12 protein-coding genes are annotated in these 17,162 nt (G+C 59.4%); 10 read left to right on the top strand and 2 right to left on the bottom strand.

Annotated elements, in window-relative coordinates; genetic code table 11:
* Positions 1-137: 137 nt before the first annotated feature.
* Complete coding sequence (locus FKG94_RS00580; RefSeq protein ID WP_142902242.1) at positions 138-1,646, bottom strand: PAS domain-containing sensor histidine kinase; 1,509 nt, start codon at positions 1,644-1,646, stop codon at positions 138-140.
* Positions 1,647-1,786: 140 nt separating this feature from the next.
* Between FKG94_RS00580 and FKG94_RS00575 the strand changes: the two genes are divergently transcribed.
* The 4 genes from FKG94_RS00575 (at position 1,787) to FKG94_RS00560 (ending at position 8,009) form a co-directional block, all read left to right on the top strand.
* The gene (locus FKG94_RS00575) at positions 1,787-3,592 is read left to right on the top strand and encodes an acyl-CoA dehydrogenase (protein WP_142902241.1); all 1,806 of its coding nucleotides are present in this window, start codon (positions 1,787-1,789) and stop codon (positions 3,590-3,592) included.
* A gap of 51 nt (positions 3,593-3,643) precedes the next feature.
* Positions 3,644-5,764, top strand: a complete 2,121-nt coding sequence (locus FKG94_RS00570) for a 3-hydroxyacyl-CoA dehydrogenase NAD-binding domain-containing protein (protein ID WP_142902240.1) — start codon at positions 3,644-3,646, stop codon at positions 5,762-5,764.
* Positions 5,765-5,816: 52 nt separating this feature from the next.
* Positions 5,817-7,001, top strand: a complete 1,185-nt coding sequence (locus FKG94_RS00565) for an acetyl-CoA C-acyltransferase (protein WP_142902239.1) — start codon at positions 5,817-5,819, stop codon at positions 6,999-7,001.
* A gap of 237 nt (positions 7,002-7,238) precedes the next feature.
* A complete protein-coding gene (locus tag FKG94_RS00560) occupies positions 7,239-8,009 on the top strand; it encodes an SDR family NAD(P)-dependent oxidoreductase (protein ID WP_142902238.1) in 771 nt (256 codons plus the stop codon).
* A gap of 153 nt (positions 8,010-8,162) precedes the next feature.
* Here FKG94_RS00560 and FKG94_RS00555 read toward each other — a convergent pair whose 3' ends face one another.
* Positions 8,163-9,137 carry a threonine ammonia-lyase gene (locus FKG94_RS00555; RefSeq protein ID WP_142902237.1) on the bottom strand — a complete coding sequence of 325 codons (975 nt, stop codon included), beginning with the start codon at positions 9,135-9,137 and terminating at the stop codon, positions 8,163-8,165.
* 266 nt (positions 9,138-9,403) lie between these two features.
* Between FKG94_RS00555 and FKG94_RS00550 the strand changes: the two genes are divergently transcribed.
* The 6 genes from FKG94_RS00550 to FKG94_RS00525 all read left to right on the top strand — a co-directional run bounded on the left by FKG94_RS00550 (position 9,404) and on the right by FKG94_RS00525 (position 17,157).
* A complete protein-coding gene (locus FKG94_RS00550; protein ID WP_142902236.1) occupies positions 9,404-9,856 on the top strand; it encodes a (2Fe-2S)-binding protein in 453 nt (150 codons plus the stop codon).
* Positions 9,853-12,117, top strand: a complete 2,265-nt coding sequence (locus FKG94_RS00545) for a xanthine dehydrogenase family protein molybdopterin-binding subunit (RefSeq protein WP_142902235.1) — start codon at positions 9,853-9,855, stop codon at positions 12,115-12,117. The genes FKG94_RS00550 and FKG94_RS00545 overlap by 4 nt, the downstream gene beginning before the upstream one ends.
* A 242-nt stretch (positions 12,118-12,359) precedes the next feature.
* Entirely contained in the window at positions 12,360-13,538 is a 1,179-nt protein-coding gene (locus tag FKG94_RS00540) for a saccharopine dehydrogenase family protein (protein ID WP_142902234.1), read from the top strand.
* Between the two features lie 438 nt (positions 13,539-13,976).
* Complete coding sequence (locus FKG94_RS00535) at positions 13,977-14,330, top strand: hypothetical protein (protein WP_142902233.1); 354 nt, start codon at positions 13,977-13,979, stop codon at positions 14,328-14,330.
* Positions 14,331-14,840: 510 nt separating this feature from the next.
* On the top strand, positions 14,841-16,259 hold the full coding sequence (locus tag FKG94_RS00530) for an alkaline phosphatase D family protein (protein WP_142902232.1): 1,419 nt from the start codon (positions 14,841-14,843) through the stop codon (positions 16,257-16,259).
* A 391-nt stretch (positions 16,260-16,650) separates the two neighbouring features.
* The gene (locus FKG94_RS00525; protein ID WP_142902231.1) at positions 16,651-17,157 is read left to right on the top strand and encodes a hypothetical protein; all 507 of its coding nucleotides are present in this window, start codon (positions 16,651-16,653) and stop codon (positions 17,155-17,157) included.
* The last annotated feature ends 5 nt before the right edge of the window (positions 17,158-17,162 follow it).

The following is a 17,162-nucleotide window of genomic DNA, read 5'->3' as shown; positions in this document are numbered from 1 at the left end:
AATTAAGTATTTAGCCGCTTTTTTAGACAATAAAAGGCATCAATATAGCTTTTATTTAATACCTTAATAAATTATACATTTATATACTTTAAAACCATAGACCGATTTAAAAGCCATAAATATACCTTTAATAAAAATCATAGCGGTAATACCACCTCCAAGACAGTGCGGCAAACCCCATCTGAGCGGGCAGCTATCTGACCGCCGTGGGCTTCAACGATAGACCGTGATATTTGCAATCCCATTCCCAGGCCTGCCGACTTGGAGGTGTAGTAGGGCTCGAACATCTGCTCCAATTTATTCCCGTCGACACCGCCGGCGCTATCTGTAACCCGGATGCGGGCGTGCAGCGCATCGCGCTGCAGCTCTACCTGCACCGATTTTTCCGCCGCCTCGCTACCGCGGTACGCCTCTATGGCGTTGCGCACTAAATTGATCAATACCTGCTCGATCTGAATGCGATCGGCCACCAGGGCAATGGGGGTCTCGCTGCGGCGCAGATGCAGGTCGACCTGCTGCCCGGCGGCCTCCCACTGCAGAAATCCCAACACCTCCGCGCATACGTCGTCCAGCATAAACCGCACCGGCTGGTAAGGTGTTCGCTTCACCATACTGCGCAGGCGCTTGACGATATCCGCCGCCCGCTGCGCCTGTTTGGTAATCGATTCCAGTACGCCGCGCAGCTTGTCGGGTGCCAACTGCCGGCCCCGGTCCAGTTGCCGGATACTGCCCCGCGCATAGTTCAAGGTAGTTGCCAGCGGTTGATTGATTTCGTGAGCGAGACCGCTGGCCATTTCACCCAGCGTCATCAGGCGCGAGGCGTGGACCAGCTCCGCCTGCCGATCCTGGGCCTCCCGCTCGGCCCGCTTTTGCTCCGTCTGGTCGCGGATAATCAGTGAAAAATAGTCATCGGTCTCCGTCAACTGCGGCTGCGCGATGACCTGCTCCAGGACCCAATAGCGCGCCGCTGCCAATGGCGACTTGACCCGCAGGCGCCCCTGCCAGTTACCCCGCGTGCCGGCCACCTGAAACGCCAGGGTCTTTACTTTCTGGAAGCTCTCGGTGCTCAGCAGCCGCTTCAACTCCAACTGCGCGCCTTCCCGCGAGGTCGGGTCGTCAGTTAGCCCTAACCCCTCCTGCGCCGCCCGGTTCATATAGGTTACCCGGGTGCGGTGATCGCAAAACAAAATGATATCGGCGGACGCTTCAACCACCGCCGCCAGTCGCTGGGTGGACTGTTCGGCCCTGACCTGCTCGGAGATATCCCGGGTCACGGCAATCACCTCCCTGAGCTCCCCGGTATCGGCATCGCGAATCGACCGGTGGGTGCTCTCCACCCAGAAGTAGTTGCCGCTCTTGTGCAAGCTGCGATAGCGAAACGTGCGAATACCGTGATGATAAATGGCCGGAATCAGCTTGTTTTTCATCGCTGCGGCATCGTCCGGGTGGAAAAAGTCGTAGGCCGGTCTGCCCAACATCTCCCCGGCCGTGAATCCCGATATCTGCAGCGTCTGCGGGCTGATGGTGGTATAGGCCCAATCGCCGGGCCTGTGGGTGGTAATCATGTCCCCCATATGCTCGAGAATGAAGCGATAACGCTCATCCTCGGCGCCCGGCCCCTCGTCCCACTGCGTGCTTTCTGTCATGACAAATGATCCATCTCTAAGTAACAACCCGTAATGTAAACGGCATCTTTTACTTGATCAAACGCCATAAGCTGGTTAAGAATAGGGGTTTTCCCTAATTCATACGCCATTTACGCCAATCTTTACCCGCAGAGGTTTTTATGACTACCCCGCTGCTCAACGACCGCGATATGGAATTTATGCTCTATGAGCTGCTCGACAGCGAGCAGCTGCTCAATCGCGAGCGCTATCGGGAACACTCCCGGGAGGTCTTCAATGCCACCCTGGATACCGCCAAAACCATCGCCGAGAAGTATTTTGCCAATCACAATGCCAAGGGCGATGCCAATGAACCCACCTTCGACGGCGAAAACGTCCATCAGATTCCGGAGACCAAACAGGCCTGGGATGCCTTCGCCGAAGCGGGCTTCCTCGCCGCCCACTATGACTTCGACGAGGGCGGCATGCAGATGCCGGAAATTGTTCTGCGTATCGCCAACGCCTATATCAGCGCCGCCAATATCGCTACCGCCGGCTACGGCTTCCTCAGCCTGGGGGCCGCCAACCTGCTGCGCTCCTTCGGCAGCGAGGAACAGAAAGCCCGTTTCATTCCCCCCATGCAGGAGGGCCGGTTCTCCGGCACCATGGCCCTGACCGAACCCAACCAGGGCTCGGCGCTGGCGGATATCAGCACCTACGCCGAACCCCAGGCGGACGGCACCTACCGCCTGTTCGGCCAAAAGATGTATATCTCCGGCGGCGATCAATCGATCACGGAAAATATCGTGCATATGGTGCTGGCAAAAATCAAAGGCGCGCCGGCCGGCGTCAAAGGTATCTCGCTGTTTATCTGTCCGAAAGTGCTGGTCAACGAGGACGGCAGCCTGGGCGCGCGCAACGACGTCGCCCTGGCCGGCCTGCTGCACAAAATGGGGTATCGCAACACCACCTCCACGGTACTCAGTTTCGGCGAGAAAGGCGGTGCTGAAGCCTATCTGGTCGGCGAACCGCACAAAGGTCTGCACTACATGTTCCAGATGATGAACGAGGCCCGTATCGGCGTCGGCCTGGGGGCCGCCATTCTCGGCTACCAGGGCTATAACTACTCCCTGAACTACGCGCGGGAGCGACCCCAGGGCCGCCTGCCCTCCTGCAAGGACCCCGAGTCCAAGCAGGTGAATATTATCGAGCACGCCGATGTCAGGCGCATGCTGCTGGCCCAGAAAGCGTATGCCGAGGGCGCCATGGCCATGTGCCTGTATGCCAGTTCGCTGTTTGAGGATGCCGAGACCGCGCCGACCGAGCAGGCGCGCAGCGATGCGTTTGAGCTGCTCGATCTGCTGACACCGATCGTGAAGTCCTGGCCGTCAAAATACGGTTTGAAGGCCAACGAGCTGGCGATTCAGGTACTGGGAGGCGCGGGCTATATCCGCGAGTACCCGGTGGAGCAATACTACCGCGACAACCGCCTCAACCCCATTCACGAGGGCACCGAGGCAATTCACGGTCTGGACCTGCTCGGGCGAAAAGTGCCCATGAAAAACATGCAGGGTTACGCATTGTTCAAGAAAACCGTGACACAAACCCTCGCTACCGCGCAAGCCGATGCATTGACTACTGAGTTTGTCGCGCCCCTGCAACAGGCGCTCGATACTCTCGACGATGTCACCCAGACGCTGCTGCCGCAGATGGCGCGCGACGTCGATCTCGGTCTCGCCAATGCCACGCTGTATCTCGACCTGTTCGGTCGCGTGGTGGCCGGTTGGCTATGGGTGGAACAGGCCGTGGTTGCGGCCAGGGGTCTGCAGCGAGAAAACCTGCATCGGGATGACGACAACTTTTACCGGGGCAAACTTCAGGCCGCCCGCTACTACTGCGAGTGGGAACTGCCGGAAATCCAACCCCAGGCCAAGCTGTTGAAAGACTGTAACGCTGTTTGTTTCGATATGAAAAACGAGTGGTTCTAAAACGACGCCGTCAACGCAACAACGACTATATTTACCGGAGGAATAAACTCAATGAGTGCTCCCACTCACTACGCGACACACGCCAATATCGCGGTCATCACCATGGATTCACCCCCCGTCAACGGCCTCGGGCACGCACTGCGCCGCAGCCTGCTGGACGATTTCGAACGGGCGCTGGCCGATGACGGCATTGCAGCCATCGTCATTGCCTCGGCCGGCAAACTCTTCTGTGGCGGCGCCGACATCAGCGAGTTTGGCGGCGACAGCGCGCTGCGCGAACCCAACCTGCCCCAGGTGTTGAACCGGCTCGAGGAGTCACCCAAGCCCGTAGTCGCCGCGGTAAACGGCATGGCGCTCGGCGGTGGCATGGAATTGGCGCTGGTGTGCGACTATCGCTTTGCCGGCGCCGCCGCCAGGTTCGGCCTGCCGGAGGTCAACCTGGGCATTTTACCCGGTGCCGGCGGCACCCAGCGTTTACCGCGCCTGGCAGGCGTGCCTCTGGCCCTGGAGATGATCACCTCCGGTCGCCCCATCTCGGTGGACAAGGCGCAACAGGCAGGCCTGGTCGATCGCCGCCATAACGACACCGGCGAGTTTCTCGATGCCGCTATCACCTACGCCGCTGAATTGGTCGACAGCGGCGCCAGCGTCCACAGCTGCGCCACACTCAGTGTCGACACCACCGATCTGCCCGACAACTTCTTCGCCGATTTCCGCCGCTCTATCGCCCGCCGCACGCGCGGACTCTATGCACCGGAGCGCTGCATCCAGGCGGTGGAGGCAGCCTGCACCCTGCCGCTGGCGGAGGGGCTGCAACGGGAGGGCGAACTGTTTATCGAGTGTATGAACACACCCCAGGCCCGCGCCCAACAGCACCTGTTCTTCGCCGAGCGGGCCGCCACCAAAGTGCCCGGCGTCGATCCCAAAACGCCGGTGCGCAACATCGAAAAAGTAGCCGTCATCGGTTCGGGTACCATGGGTGGCGGCATCGCCATGAACTTTCTGAACGCGGGAATTCCCGTAACCGTGTTGGACCTGAACGCCGAAGCGCTCGAGCGCGGCGCCGAGGTTATCCGCAACAACTACGCCATCACTGCCAAAAAAGGCAAGCTCACCGAAGCACAGGTGGAACAGCGGATGGAACTGCTGACCACCACCACCGAGTATGCGAGTATTGCCGGCGTCGACCTGGTGATCGAGGCAGTCTTCGAAAACATGGATATCAAGAAAAAAGTGTTTACCACGCTGGACGAGGTGTGCAAGCCCGGCGCCATTCTCGCCACCAATACCTCGACACTGGATGTGGACGAGATTGCGGCAGTCACCAAACGCCCGCAGGATGTGATCGGTTTGCATTTCTTCAGCCCCGCCAATGTGATGCGTCTGCTGGAGATCGTGCGCGGCAAGGCCACCGCCGACGATGTCATCGTCACCAGCATCAAAATGGCGCAGGCCATTAAAAAGATACCTGTGGTTGTGGGGGTGTGCTTTGGTTTTGTCGGTAACCGCATGCTCGAACCCTACAGTCGCGAGGCCTCGCGACTGCTGCTGGAGGGCGCCACCCCGGCCCAGGTCGACCGGGTACTCTACGATTTCGGGCTGGCGATGGGTATTTTCAGCATGGGCGACCTGGCCGGCATCGATGTGAGTTTTCTGGTGCGCGAAGGCATTCGCGACCAGATTGCACACGATCCCGGTTACCAGAAAATCAGCGATAAACTTTACGCACTCGGCCGCTATGGGCAGAAGACCGGTCGGGGATTTTATATTTATGAGGGCCGCGAGCGACAGGAGGACCCGGAGGTGGTCACGCTGGCAGAGGAGATCGCCGCAGAGCTCGGTATTGAACGCCGCGAGATTTCCGACCAGGAGATACTGGAGCGCACAATCTATATGTTGATCAACGAAGGCGCGCAGATTCTCGACGAGGGTATCGCCTACCGCTCCAGCGACTGCGACATCGTCTATTGCAACGGCTACGGCTTTCCGATCGGTCGTGGCGGCCCCATGCAATATGCCGATGAAATCGGCCTGGACACCGTGCTGGCAGCCATCGAGAAGTATCGCCAACAACTCGGCGCCTATGGGGAAATGTGGTTCAAGCCCGCACCACTGCTGCAGCGGCTGGTGAAAGAGGGCAAGCAGTTCAAACAATACACCGTTAAGTCATAACACCAAAGTGGGGTAAGCAAACCCCACTGATACTTTTATTGAGGACAAACACATGAGAGACGCCGTTATTGTTTCCACCGCCCGCACCCCCATCGGCAAAGCGTTTCGCGGAGCGCTCAACAATATCAAATCACCCACCATGACCGCCCATGCGATCAGCAACGCTGTCGCGCGCGCCGGTATTGAAGGCGGCGAGGTCGAGGACGTGGTTATCGGCTCCGTGCTCAACGCCGGCACCGCCGGCGGCAATATTGCCCGCAACGCCGCCCTCGCCGCCGGCCTGCCGGTAACCGCCGCCGCCCAGACCATCGATCGCCAGTGTGCATCGGGCCTGATGGCGGTGGCCACCGCCGCCAAACAGGTAATGGTTGACGGCTTCGATGTGATCGTCGCCGGCGGCCAGGAAAATATCTCGGCGGTGCAGATTCCCTACGGTGAATTCGGGGCGCAAACGGTGGACGAAAATGTTATCAAGGCGGCCGAGCACGCTTATATGCCGATGTTGCACACCGCTGAGTTCGTCTCTAAAAAGTACGACATCAGCCGTGAGTCACAGGACGAGTACTCGCTGCAATCACAACAGCGCACGGCGGCGGCGCAGGCAGCCGGCCGCCTGGACGATGAAATCGTGCCCATTACCGCGATCAAAAAAATCGTCAACAAAGAAACCAAAGAGGAAACCTTCGCCGAAGTGACGCTGAGCAAAGATGAAGGCAACCGGCCGGAGACAACACTGGAAGGACTACAGAGCCTCAAGCCGGTGATCGAAGGCGGCTGTATCACCGCCGGCAATGCCAGCCAACTGTCCGATGGCGCCTCCGCCTGTGTTGTTATGGACGGCACGCTGGCGGAGAAAAAAGGTCTGCAACCTCTCGGCATCTATCGCGGTATGACCGTCGCCGGCAATGCGCCGGAAGAAATGGGGATCGGCCCGATCTACGCCATTCCGAAGCTGTTGAAGCAACACAACCTCAGTGTCGGCGATATTGGTCTTTGGGAGTTGAACGAAGCCTTCGCCTGCCAGGTGATGTATTGCCGCGACCAACTGGGCATCGATCCCGCTATTTACAATGTCAACGGCGGCGGTATTTCCGTCGGCCATCCCTACGGCATGACCGGTGCCCGCCTGGTGGGCCACGCGCTGATCGAGGGCCGCCGCCGCGGCGTCAAGTACGTCGTCGTCTCCATGTGTATCGGCGGTGGCATGGGTGCCGCGGGCCTGTTTGAAATCGCCTGACGATGTCTAACGGCACTTGCTTCAGGCGCCTACTTCCGGTGCTTTAGCAAAGAGGTGTCAACTTACCGGTCTGTCTCCGGTACTTTTAATCAGGGTTGATAACGGTAGCGAGAGGGTCGACACATTGTGCAAATCCTCTTACCTCAGCGCCATTACTGATGGTGTCCGTAAAACTGCCATTGCGCACTGTCGCAATGGCAGCAACCGGCACGCTACCCACAAACAGCGGGAGCCACTATGACCTTACAGCAATTCAGTCTCGCCAAGCACACTGCACTGGTCACCGGTGCATCCAGCGGTATCGGCCACGGTCTGGCCAAGGGGTTGGCCGCGGCCGGCGCCAGCGTCGTCGCCGCGGCGCGGCGAGTCGAGCGCCTGCATGAACTGGTAGGCGAGATTGAACAGGCGGGGGGCACCGCCATCGCCGTGGCCATGGATGTCACCGACACCGACAGTATCGGTGCGGCTTACACCGAAGCGCAGGAACGCCTCGGGGTGGTGGATATTATTATCAACAATGCCGGTGTGGCCGCACCCCGCAACTTTCTCAAGACCGATCCGGCGACACTCGATTTCGTTATGGAGACCAATTTCAACGGCGTCTGGCAGGTCGCCCAGGAAGGGGCGCGGCGCCTGGTCGATGCGGGCCGGCCGGGCAGTATTATCAATATCGCCTCGGTGCTGGGGCTCGGTGTGCAACCGGGACAAAGCGCCTACTGCGCCTCCAAGGGCGCCGTCTTACAACTGACCCGCGCCATGGCCAACGACCTGATGAAGTACGGTATCCGGGTCAATGCCATAGCACCGGGTTGGTTCAAAACGGAAATCAATGCCGAGTACTTTGACACGCCCGCCGGCAAAAGCTATATCGACAAAATGCCGGCCAGGCGCCTGGGCCGGGTGGAGGAACTGATAGGCCCGGCAGTACTGCTGGCCAGCGCGGCCGGATCGTTTATCAACGGTGCGGTGTTGCCGGTGGATGGGGCGATACATACGCGGCTAGTGTAGTGACAGCAGCTTTAGGCTGACGATACCTTACCGATCTCCGCCGACTTTGCCGGTATCGGACCTGGGTTGGGGTCTATAACCTGCGCAAATCTTATTGCATACCATCAACAACAGACAGACGCCTGAAGCGAGTACCATTTGGCTCCGCGCCAGTCAGGGCGACGGATAAGTCTGCAGGCAGCGCTCGAACAGCTCGGTATCCACATTGCCGCCGGAGGCAATGGCAACCACCGTCTTGCCGGCCACATCCACTTTTCCGCTCAGCAGCGCCGCCAGCGTCACCGCACCGCCCGGCTCCAGCACCAGCTTCAAATAACTGAACCCATAGCTCATCGCATGCAGCACCTGCGCGTCGCTCACACTCAAACCGGCATCCACACAGCGCCGATTCACCTCCCAGGTAAGTTCCCCCGGCGTCGGCGCCAGCAGCGCATCGCAAATCGAAGCGGCGCCGGCGGCGTTGCGCTGCCGCACACCGGTGCGCAGCGACCGGCAATGATCGTCGAAATACTGCGGCTCCACCGCACAAATCCGGGCCGCGGGCGCCAGCGCCTTCACGGCGGTGGCAACGCCGGCCAGGAGCCCGCCGCCGCCGCAGGGCACCAGGCAAATATCCGGCGGCCGCGGCAGCTGTCTGACCAGCTCCAGGCCGCAAGTGCCCTGACCGGCAATGATATCGGGGTCGTCATAGGCGGGCACCAGCACGGCGCCGCGCGCATCGGCGATCGCCGCGGCAATGTCTTCCCGGCTTTCGGTGGCGCGATCATAGAGCCGCACGTCAGCGCCATAGGCCCGGGTACGGCTGAGTTTTATCGCCGGCGCATCCGCCGGCATCACGATAGTGGCGGACACGCCCAGCAGGCGTGCGGCCAGGGCAACACCCTGGGCGTGATTACCGGAGGAATAGGCGACCACACCTGCCTGCCGCTGGCTGTCGGACAATTGCGACAGCCGGTTGTAAGCACCGCGGAACTTGAAAGCACCGCCGTGCTGGAGACTCTCGGTCTTGATAAAAATATCGCCGCCCAGGCGCTGGTTGAGAAACGGATTGGTAAGCAGCGGCGTCTCGACGGCGTGCCCCGCCAGCCGCTTCCGGGCGCCTTGGATAGTGTCGATACTGACGATCATCAAATTTCACCGTCCGCCGCGCTCCTGCGCAAACCGCGGGCCTCGGCGTTGAGAGTTATATAATGGCGCTAACTATAAACGCTTTTTCCGGCCGGCGGCCAGCGTTGTGGCGCCTGCTACCACCGAGCGACAAGTGGTAGTCTAAGCCCGCGGCAATTCTCCCTACAAAACATTGAACAGCCGATATAAAGATTTGTAGACTGCGACTCTGCTTCCGCGCTCCCGCCCGGCGCAGGCGGCCATTTCACCTCTCGAGGAACCTCAATATGAAAGTGAAGATCAACGGTAAGACACACGACTACCGCGGCGACCCCAGCATGCCGATACTCTGGTACCTGCGCGATGAACTCTCTCTCACCGGCACCAAGTACGGCTGCGGCATGGCGCTGTGCGGTGCCTGCACGGTGCATCTCGACGGCCAGGCCGTGCGCGCCTGTATGACCCCGATGTCGGTGGCCGAGGGCGGCACCATCACCACCATCGAAGGACTGAGCGAGAACGGCGATCACCCGGTGCAACAGGCCTGGGCGGAACACAACGTACCCCAATGCGGCTATTGCCAGAGCGGGCAGATGATGCAGGCGGCGGCACTGCTGGCGGGCAACAAAAATCCCGGCGACGCAGATATCGACCAGGCTATGGCGGGCAATATCTGTCGGTGCGGCACCTATGTGAGAATTCGCGCCGCGATCAAAACGGCGGCGGAGGCGACATCATGAACAACACCGTTGAGCCGGTATTGAACCGGCGCAGTTTCCTCAAAACCGCCGCCGGCAGAGCGGGCCTGGTTATCGGGGTCCAGTTGCTGCCCGGCTGCGCCCTGCCGGAAGACCCCACCCGAACCGGCAAACCCGCCGGCCAGTCCTGGTCGCCCGGTGTGTTCGTCGCCATTGACGAAACGGGCACGGTGACCATCACCTGCCACAGATCGGAGATGGGGCAGCAAATCCGCACCAGCATAGCGCAGATTGTCGCCGATGAACTGGAGGCGGACTGGGATAAAGTCGTGGTGGCACAGGCCACCGGCGACCCCAAATACGGCGACCAGAACACCGATGGCTCGCGCAGCGTGAGGCGCAATCTCACCCGCCTCAGGCAGGCCGGCGCCGCCGCTCGCCAGTTGCTGGAACAGGCCGCAGCCGAGCAATGGCAGGTGGCCGCCGGAGAATGTAAAGCCGACCTGCACGTCGTCGTGCATCAACCCAGTGGCCGGCGCCTGGCCTACGGCGACCTGGTGCCGGCGGCAGCACAGCTATCCCTGCCCGCCCCGGAAACAGTCATACTGAAGTCGCGCCGGGATTGGCGTTATATCGGCAAAGGTCAGACCAGCGTGGATATGGCGTCCGTCCTGCAGGGGCGGGCCATTTACGGCTACGACGTACAACTACCCGGTATGAAAGTGGCGGTAATCGCCCGCCCCCCCACCTTGTTCGGCAAAGCGGAGTCAGTGGATAGAACCGCAGCGCTGGAGGTCGCCGGTGTGGAACAGGTGGTGGAGTTACCGGTATTGACCCCGCCGGCCGCCTTTAAAGCCTTGGGTGGTGTAGCTGTCGTGGCCAGTAATAGCTGGGCTGCTATCCGGGGCCGCGAGGCGCTGGTCGTCGATTGGAATGCCGGCGCCAACGCCGATTACGACTCCCGGGCCTATGGCGAAGCGCTGCTGGCATCGGCCCACCGCCCCGGGCGCCCGGTGCGCAACGAAGGCGATGTGGACACGGCCCTGCGCGGCGCCGCCAAAAAGGTAAAGGCGGAGTACTACGTCCCCCATTTATCCCAGGCACCCATGGAGCCGCCCTGTGCCACGGCCCAGGTCACCGCGACCACGGCCGAGGTCTGGGCCTGTACCCAGACACCCCAGGCGACCCGGCGTTCGGTAGCGCAGGCACTGGGGTTCGAGGAACAGCAGGTCACCGTCAACGTCACTCTGCTCGGCGGCGGTTTCGGTCGCAAATCCAAACCGGACTTCGCTGTCGAGGCGGCGCTGCTCGCGAGGGAGGTAGGCGCGCCGGTGAAAGTGATGTGGACCCGTGAAGACGATATTCGCAACGGTTATCTCCACAGCGTCAGCGCCCAGTGTATCGAAGCGGGCCTGGATGAGCGCGGCAAAGCAGTGGCCTGGAAACACTGCACGGTGTTTCCCTCCATCAGCGCCACCTTCGCCCAGGGCACCAAGTCGGCCAGCGCCGGCGAGATGCGCCTCGGCTTTGTAGACAATCCGTTCGACATTCCCAATATGCGGTTGGAAAACGGTGAAGCTGAGGCCCACGTGCGTATCGGCTGGCTGCGTGCGGTGGCCAATGTTTACCACGCCTTTGCCACCCAGTCATTTGCCTGCGAACTGGCCGTTGCCGCCGGCCGCGATCCCAAGGACTATCTACTGGAGTTGATCGGTGCCCCACGCCTGGTGGACCTGGCAGCCAAGGGCGTGGAGTATGACAACTACGGCGATCCCATCGAAACCTACCCGATCGACACCGGCCGCCTGGCCAATGTGGTGAAAATCGCCGCCGAGCGGGCCGACTGGTCGCGGCCCAGGCCGGCCGGCAGCGGCCTGGGTATCGCCGTACACCGCAGCTTTCTATCCTATGTGGCAACCGTGGTGGAAGTGACCGTGGATGCCGAGGGCGCACTCACTATACCCGCCACCTATGTCGCTATAGACGCGGGCACAGTGGTCAACCCGGAGCATGTCCGGGCCCAGTGCGAAGGTGGCAGTATTTACGGATTGAGCTGCGCGCTGGGGGAGATTACCGCCAAAGATGGCGCCATCGAACAAGGTAACTACAACGACTTCCTGGTCGCCCGCATGGATGAGGCCCCGTACAAAATCGACGTGCATATCGTCGACAGCGACGCCCCTCCCGGCGGCGTCGGCGAGCCGCCCACGCCGCCGTTTGCGCCGGCGCTGTGCAACGCCATTCACGCCGCCACCGGCAAACGCATTCGCAGGCTGCCGATCGGCAATCAACTGCAGGCCTGAAACCGGCAGTACCGGTGGGACCCGCGCAGGGAGCGTGCGGGTTTGCCGGGCGACAGCCAGAACCGACGCCCCGATCGCAGTCCGGGTGTCAACACCGGCACCGTTCGGCGCTGTCCCGACTTGCAAAAAACTGCCCGCCGCGGCCCGGCCTCGACACCACCAAAGTTAATGACATAGCACCGAGTAATGGATAAGGTTACCGTCAGTTTTCAAGTATCAGTTTCCAAGCAGGAGTCAAGCAAATGCCGTCAGAGAGAGAGTTCGACATTATTGTGTATGGCGCTACCGGTTTCACCGGGCGCCTGGTAGCCGAGTACATGTCCCAACAGTACGGTCTGAATGCCGGCCTGACCTGGGCCATGGCCGGGCGCAGTGCGGAAAAGCTGGCCGCCGTCAGAGACGAGATAGGCGCACCTGCGGCCACCCCCCTGGTTACCGCCGACGCCGGCGATGTCGACTCTCTCGACGCCATGGTAAAGCGCGCAAAGGTGGTGCTGACTACAGTCGGGCCTTATCAACTCTACGGCTCCGAGCTGGTGGCAGCATGTGCCCGCACGGGTACCGACTACGTGGACCTCTGCGGCGAACCTGCCTGGATGCGCAACATGATCGATGCCCACAGCGAAACCGCCAAAGGCAGTGGTGCCCGTATTGTGTTTTCCTGCGGTTTTGATTCGATTCCCTTTGATCTGGGGGTGCTCTACCTGCAGGAAGCCGCCAAAGCGCAGTTAGGGGCGCCGGTGTCCCGGGTAAGGGGCCGGGTCCGCAAAATGAAGGGGACCTTTTCCGGCGGCACCGCGGCGAGCCTCAAGGCGACCATGGCCGCCGCCAAAGACCCGGAGGTTATGCAACTGCTGCGCGATCCTTTTGCACTGACACCGGGCTTCAGCGGCCCCGCGCAACCATCCGGCACCAAGCCGCTCTACGAGGCGGACCTCGACACCTGGGTGGCCCCTTTTATCATGGCCGTAATCAACACCCGCAATATACACCGCTCCAACGCGCTTATGGATCACCCCTATGGAGAGGACTTTGTTTACGATGAAATGCTGATTACCGGGCCCGGCGAACAGGGCGAAGCCATCGCCAATGCGGTTGCCGAGGATAAGTCCCTGGCCAGCGACGACGGCCCCAAACCCGGCGAAGGACCCAGCAAGGCAGAACGCGAGGCCGGTTGCTACGATGTGCTCTTTATCGGCGAGGCGGCCGGTGGCGGCAGCGTGCGGGTCAGCGTATCCGCTGACCTTGACCCCGGCTATGGCTCAACCTCGCGCATAATCGCCGAAAGTGCGGTGTGCCTGGTGCAGGACGCCACCGAAACACCGGGTGGCATCTGGACCCCGGCACCCGCCATGGGCATGCGACTGATCCAACGCCTTGTCGACAACGCCGGTCTGACCTTCCAACAGGAAACCGCCTGAACCTCCCGCCTCTCTCTTTATTTAAACCCCGAACCCCGGTATCGCCAACCGGGCTTCGGGGTTTCATTCCGATACCTCGTCAGCTTAAGAAAATTAGCTTGAAAAAGCTGGCAATGAAACCTTGACACTGTATATAAATACAGTAGAATAAAACCCGCAAATCAGCGGCATACGACAAGAAAACGGCTATCACAACAGTTATCACAACAACAGGCTACTGAGGCAAGCAAGCTTTTAAGGCAAGATAATTTACTAAGGCAAGACAGCTTACTAAGGCAAGACAGTTTACCAAGGTAAGACATTTCACTAAGGAGAGTACCGACTATGCCCAAAGCAAACCGTCACCACACGGTAGACCCACAACCTGCTATACACTCAAGCCACACAAACCGCACAAACCAAAATAGCAGAGCCCTGACGAGCAACAATCTGTACCGGTTGCAACCCAGACAGGCGCCTCGCTTTGAAATCCGCCAGCCCGATAACAGCTCGGTATTGACGGTGGAACGCGCCGCGTCCAAAGCCGCAACATCCAAAGCCGCAAGACAGTTGCTGGACCTGCAGGATCAACTCTATGACATTATCGCCGCTAATCACTTCTACTATGAGGCGGTCGAATCGATAGCGGCGCGATACGATGAAAGTATCGACAGGAAAACCCAGCACGGCTGGGCCACCACCTCGGCCTGGCTCGAGAACAGCCAACACAACATACTGCAAACTGTCGAGGATATCAGGCGTACCTTGGTGGCTGCTGAAGACGAATGCCAGGCAGACACCGCGGAGGAGTGAAACACCGCCCCCGAGACCGTCCGGATTGACGGCGGAGGTCCGGCGTTATGACCGCCGGTACACAAAGCTTCCGAAGTGTCATGTCCGGAACTCCGCTCAAATTCGGGGGTTCTCTTCAGGCCGCCGCCTGCACCGACCTCACCGATTTGGCACTGTGCCCCGAATAACACGGCCTTAAGCCGGCACGGTGCTGCCGTCTGCTCTCCCGGGTGCCGGCTTCAGGAAGTGCCATTTCACTATGTCCCCTTGTTCTCAAAGCTCCGATGACTCTATTTGATGAAATATAGCCCCAGGTAACTGAGGTGTTGTAAAGAACTCACGTATAGCATTTCTTGGGCACCTGCAGAGGCCGGCAGACGTGTCTGGCATCCACCGCAAACCGAAACAAAAGAAACCGCGGAAAATGTAAGGTTAAACCCGGCTGGCCTTCCGGCACCACAGCGCGAAGTCCCGGGTTTCCACTATCGACCCAGCCAGGAAAAATCGTGTGACCGAGAGAAGGGGGGAAAAATGATCGATCTCAAGCCACTATCGGTTGGACCTGTGGTTGGGCACACGGACGCTGACAGTGTCCGTCTCTGGGGACGCGCCCGATACGAACTCACCGGCGACGGCAATCCGCGCCGCTGTTTCGGCGTCGCACGCGTGCGGAGAAAAGCAAGTCGGGGTTACGAACCACCGCGCTACTTCAAGATGAATCCCAACTTTGATATGAGCGGTATAGCAGTTTTTTCCAAGTTAAAGCCGGATACTGAATATGTTTTCCAAATGGGTTGGTTCTTTTCCGACAAGGATTTCAGTGAACTGTTCAGCACCGCCGAGATAGACTGGCACAACGCCTCTCGGGGGGAGTTTCGCTCCGCCAGCAACGACACCCATAGTCCCTGCGAGTTTGTATTCGGCTCCCATCGCTATCGGCTGCGAATGCTGGACGGCCGCTGGTATGATGATCGCGGCGACAAGGCCTTCCGTACAATTCTCCGCCAAATCCGCAGCGGTCGGGAAACCCGTAAGCTATTACTGGTGGGCGATCAGCCCTACACGGATGATCTCAGCTCCCTGGGGTCCGACCACCAGGTTGACGAGTACCTGCAGCGTTATCAGCAAGCTTATTCGCAGCGCCATATCCGCGCGCTGATGAGCGGCATATCCACTTACATGACGCTGGATGATAACAGCCTCGCAGCCGACCGGTCTCCGCACACCGGCAGCGGCGAGCCACCATCCCATCACGCTGCCGCCCACGCTCTGCAAATATACCGGGCCAGTCACAGTCCACTGTTCAAACTGAACAGCCACAACAGGCTGGTGGGTACCCCCAACGCCTACTACTACGATTTTAAAGACGGGTGCTGTGAGTTTTTTGTCACCGACACCCGCACCGAGCGCCGCTCGGAACCGGAATCGAACGCCGGGGAAATTATCGGGCAACAACAGATGTGCGCCCTGTTGGCCTGGCTGAACAACGGCTTCGACGGTGTAAAGTTTATCGTCTCGAGCGTGCCTTTTTTCCCGGATAGCACAGAACCCGGTGACCAGCATTGGGGCGGTTTTTGCCGGCAGCGCGACCAGATTTTCGCTCATATCCGCAAACACCGGATCGACAAGGTGATCTTCCTCTGCGGCGGCTCGCACAGTTCAGTGACCGCGGAGATGGATATCAGTGCCGACGGCGACGATACCCTGAAGATATATTCAGTGATTGCATCGGCTTTTTACTGGCCCTACCCCCGCAACCCATACCACCGCTTCCACCTCAGCGAACCCCCGGTCTCTGCTGATAAGAATCACGCCTACCGGCTCGGCACGGTAAGCGATCTCTTCTCCGGTGACGGCTTTGTGAGAGTCAGGGCCACCGTCGATGAATTGACCCTCTGGGTTTATGAACGCAAGGGGAAGCTGGTACGAGAGATACAATACTGCTTTTAAGACATTAAGCGAATATATAATAGAAACTTGATCTAAACGCCGACAACGAAATTTAGTTAAGTTATTTAGACTATATTTTCCGAGCCTAATACCGCACCGCGGTTACTCTCTGGCACTGAAAAACGCTTTCACAGTGAAGCACTATTAGCGCCTATATTTTGCCACCGACCTTGTAAACCCCTTTAGTCAAACTATGCTTCATCCGTTAGTGTTTTCACTCTGATTTTCTACTACAAAATACGTCACCGGGAAGTTGGGTCTCTTCTCCGGTTATTTCTTATTTTTTTAAAAAGGAATTGTTATGCGACTTTTACTTTTATTCACACTCATTTTCCTTCTACCGATCAACACCACACAAGCCACCAGCGTCTTGCAAATGAATCTGGCTGATATGACAACTCAGTCGGAAAAAATCTTCCGCGGCACACTCATCGACGCCGCTAAGACAAAGGTCAACATCGGCGGCGGTGAGATCGCTGCTGTGGTTTACACCTTCGATGTTACCGAAGTGTTCAAAGGTCAGGTGCAAACCGTCAAAGACAGGCGTGTTGCCAAAGTCACCATGCTCGGCACTTTGCAAAAACAGCAGGCCGGCCAGCGGGTATTGCCCGGTTTGCCGCTGTTAAGCACCGGTAAGCAGTACCTGCTGATGGTCGCTCCCGCCGGGCCGACCGGCTTGACCACCACTATGGGGTTGGGTCAGGGCGCTTTTCAAATTCTCTCCGGGGGCAAGACTGAAGTGGCGGTTAACGAGTTCAATAATATCGGCCTGTTCACAGACACCAGTCAACCCGGTGCCCGCATCGCGGCGCCCGTCAGTGCCGGTAGCGATCGACAAAAGGGCGCCATTCCCTATACGGAACTGGCCGCTCAAATTCACACGCTACTCGGACAATGAAGGGA

Source organism: Exilibacterium tricleocarpae (assembly GCF_007004655.1).
In the GTDB taxonomy this organism is placed as follows: Bacteria; Pseudomonadota; Gammaproteobacteria; order Pseudomonadales; family Cellvibrionaceae; genus Exilibacterium; species Exilibacterium tricleocarpae.
The sequence above is the reverse complement of the archived record's forward strand: the minus strand, read 5'-3'. Positions and strand labels throughout refer to the sequence as shown.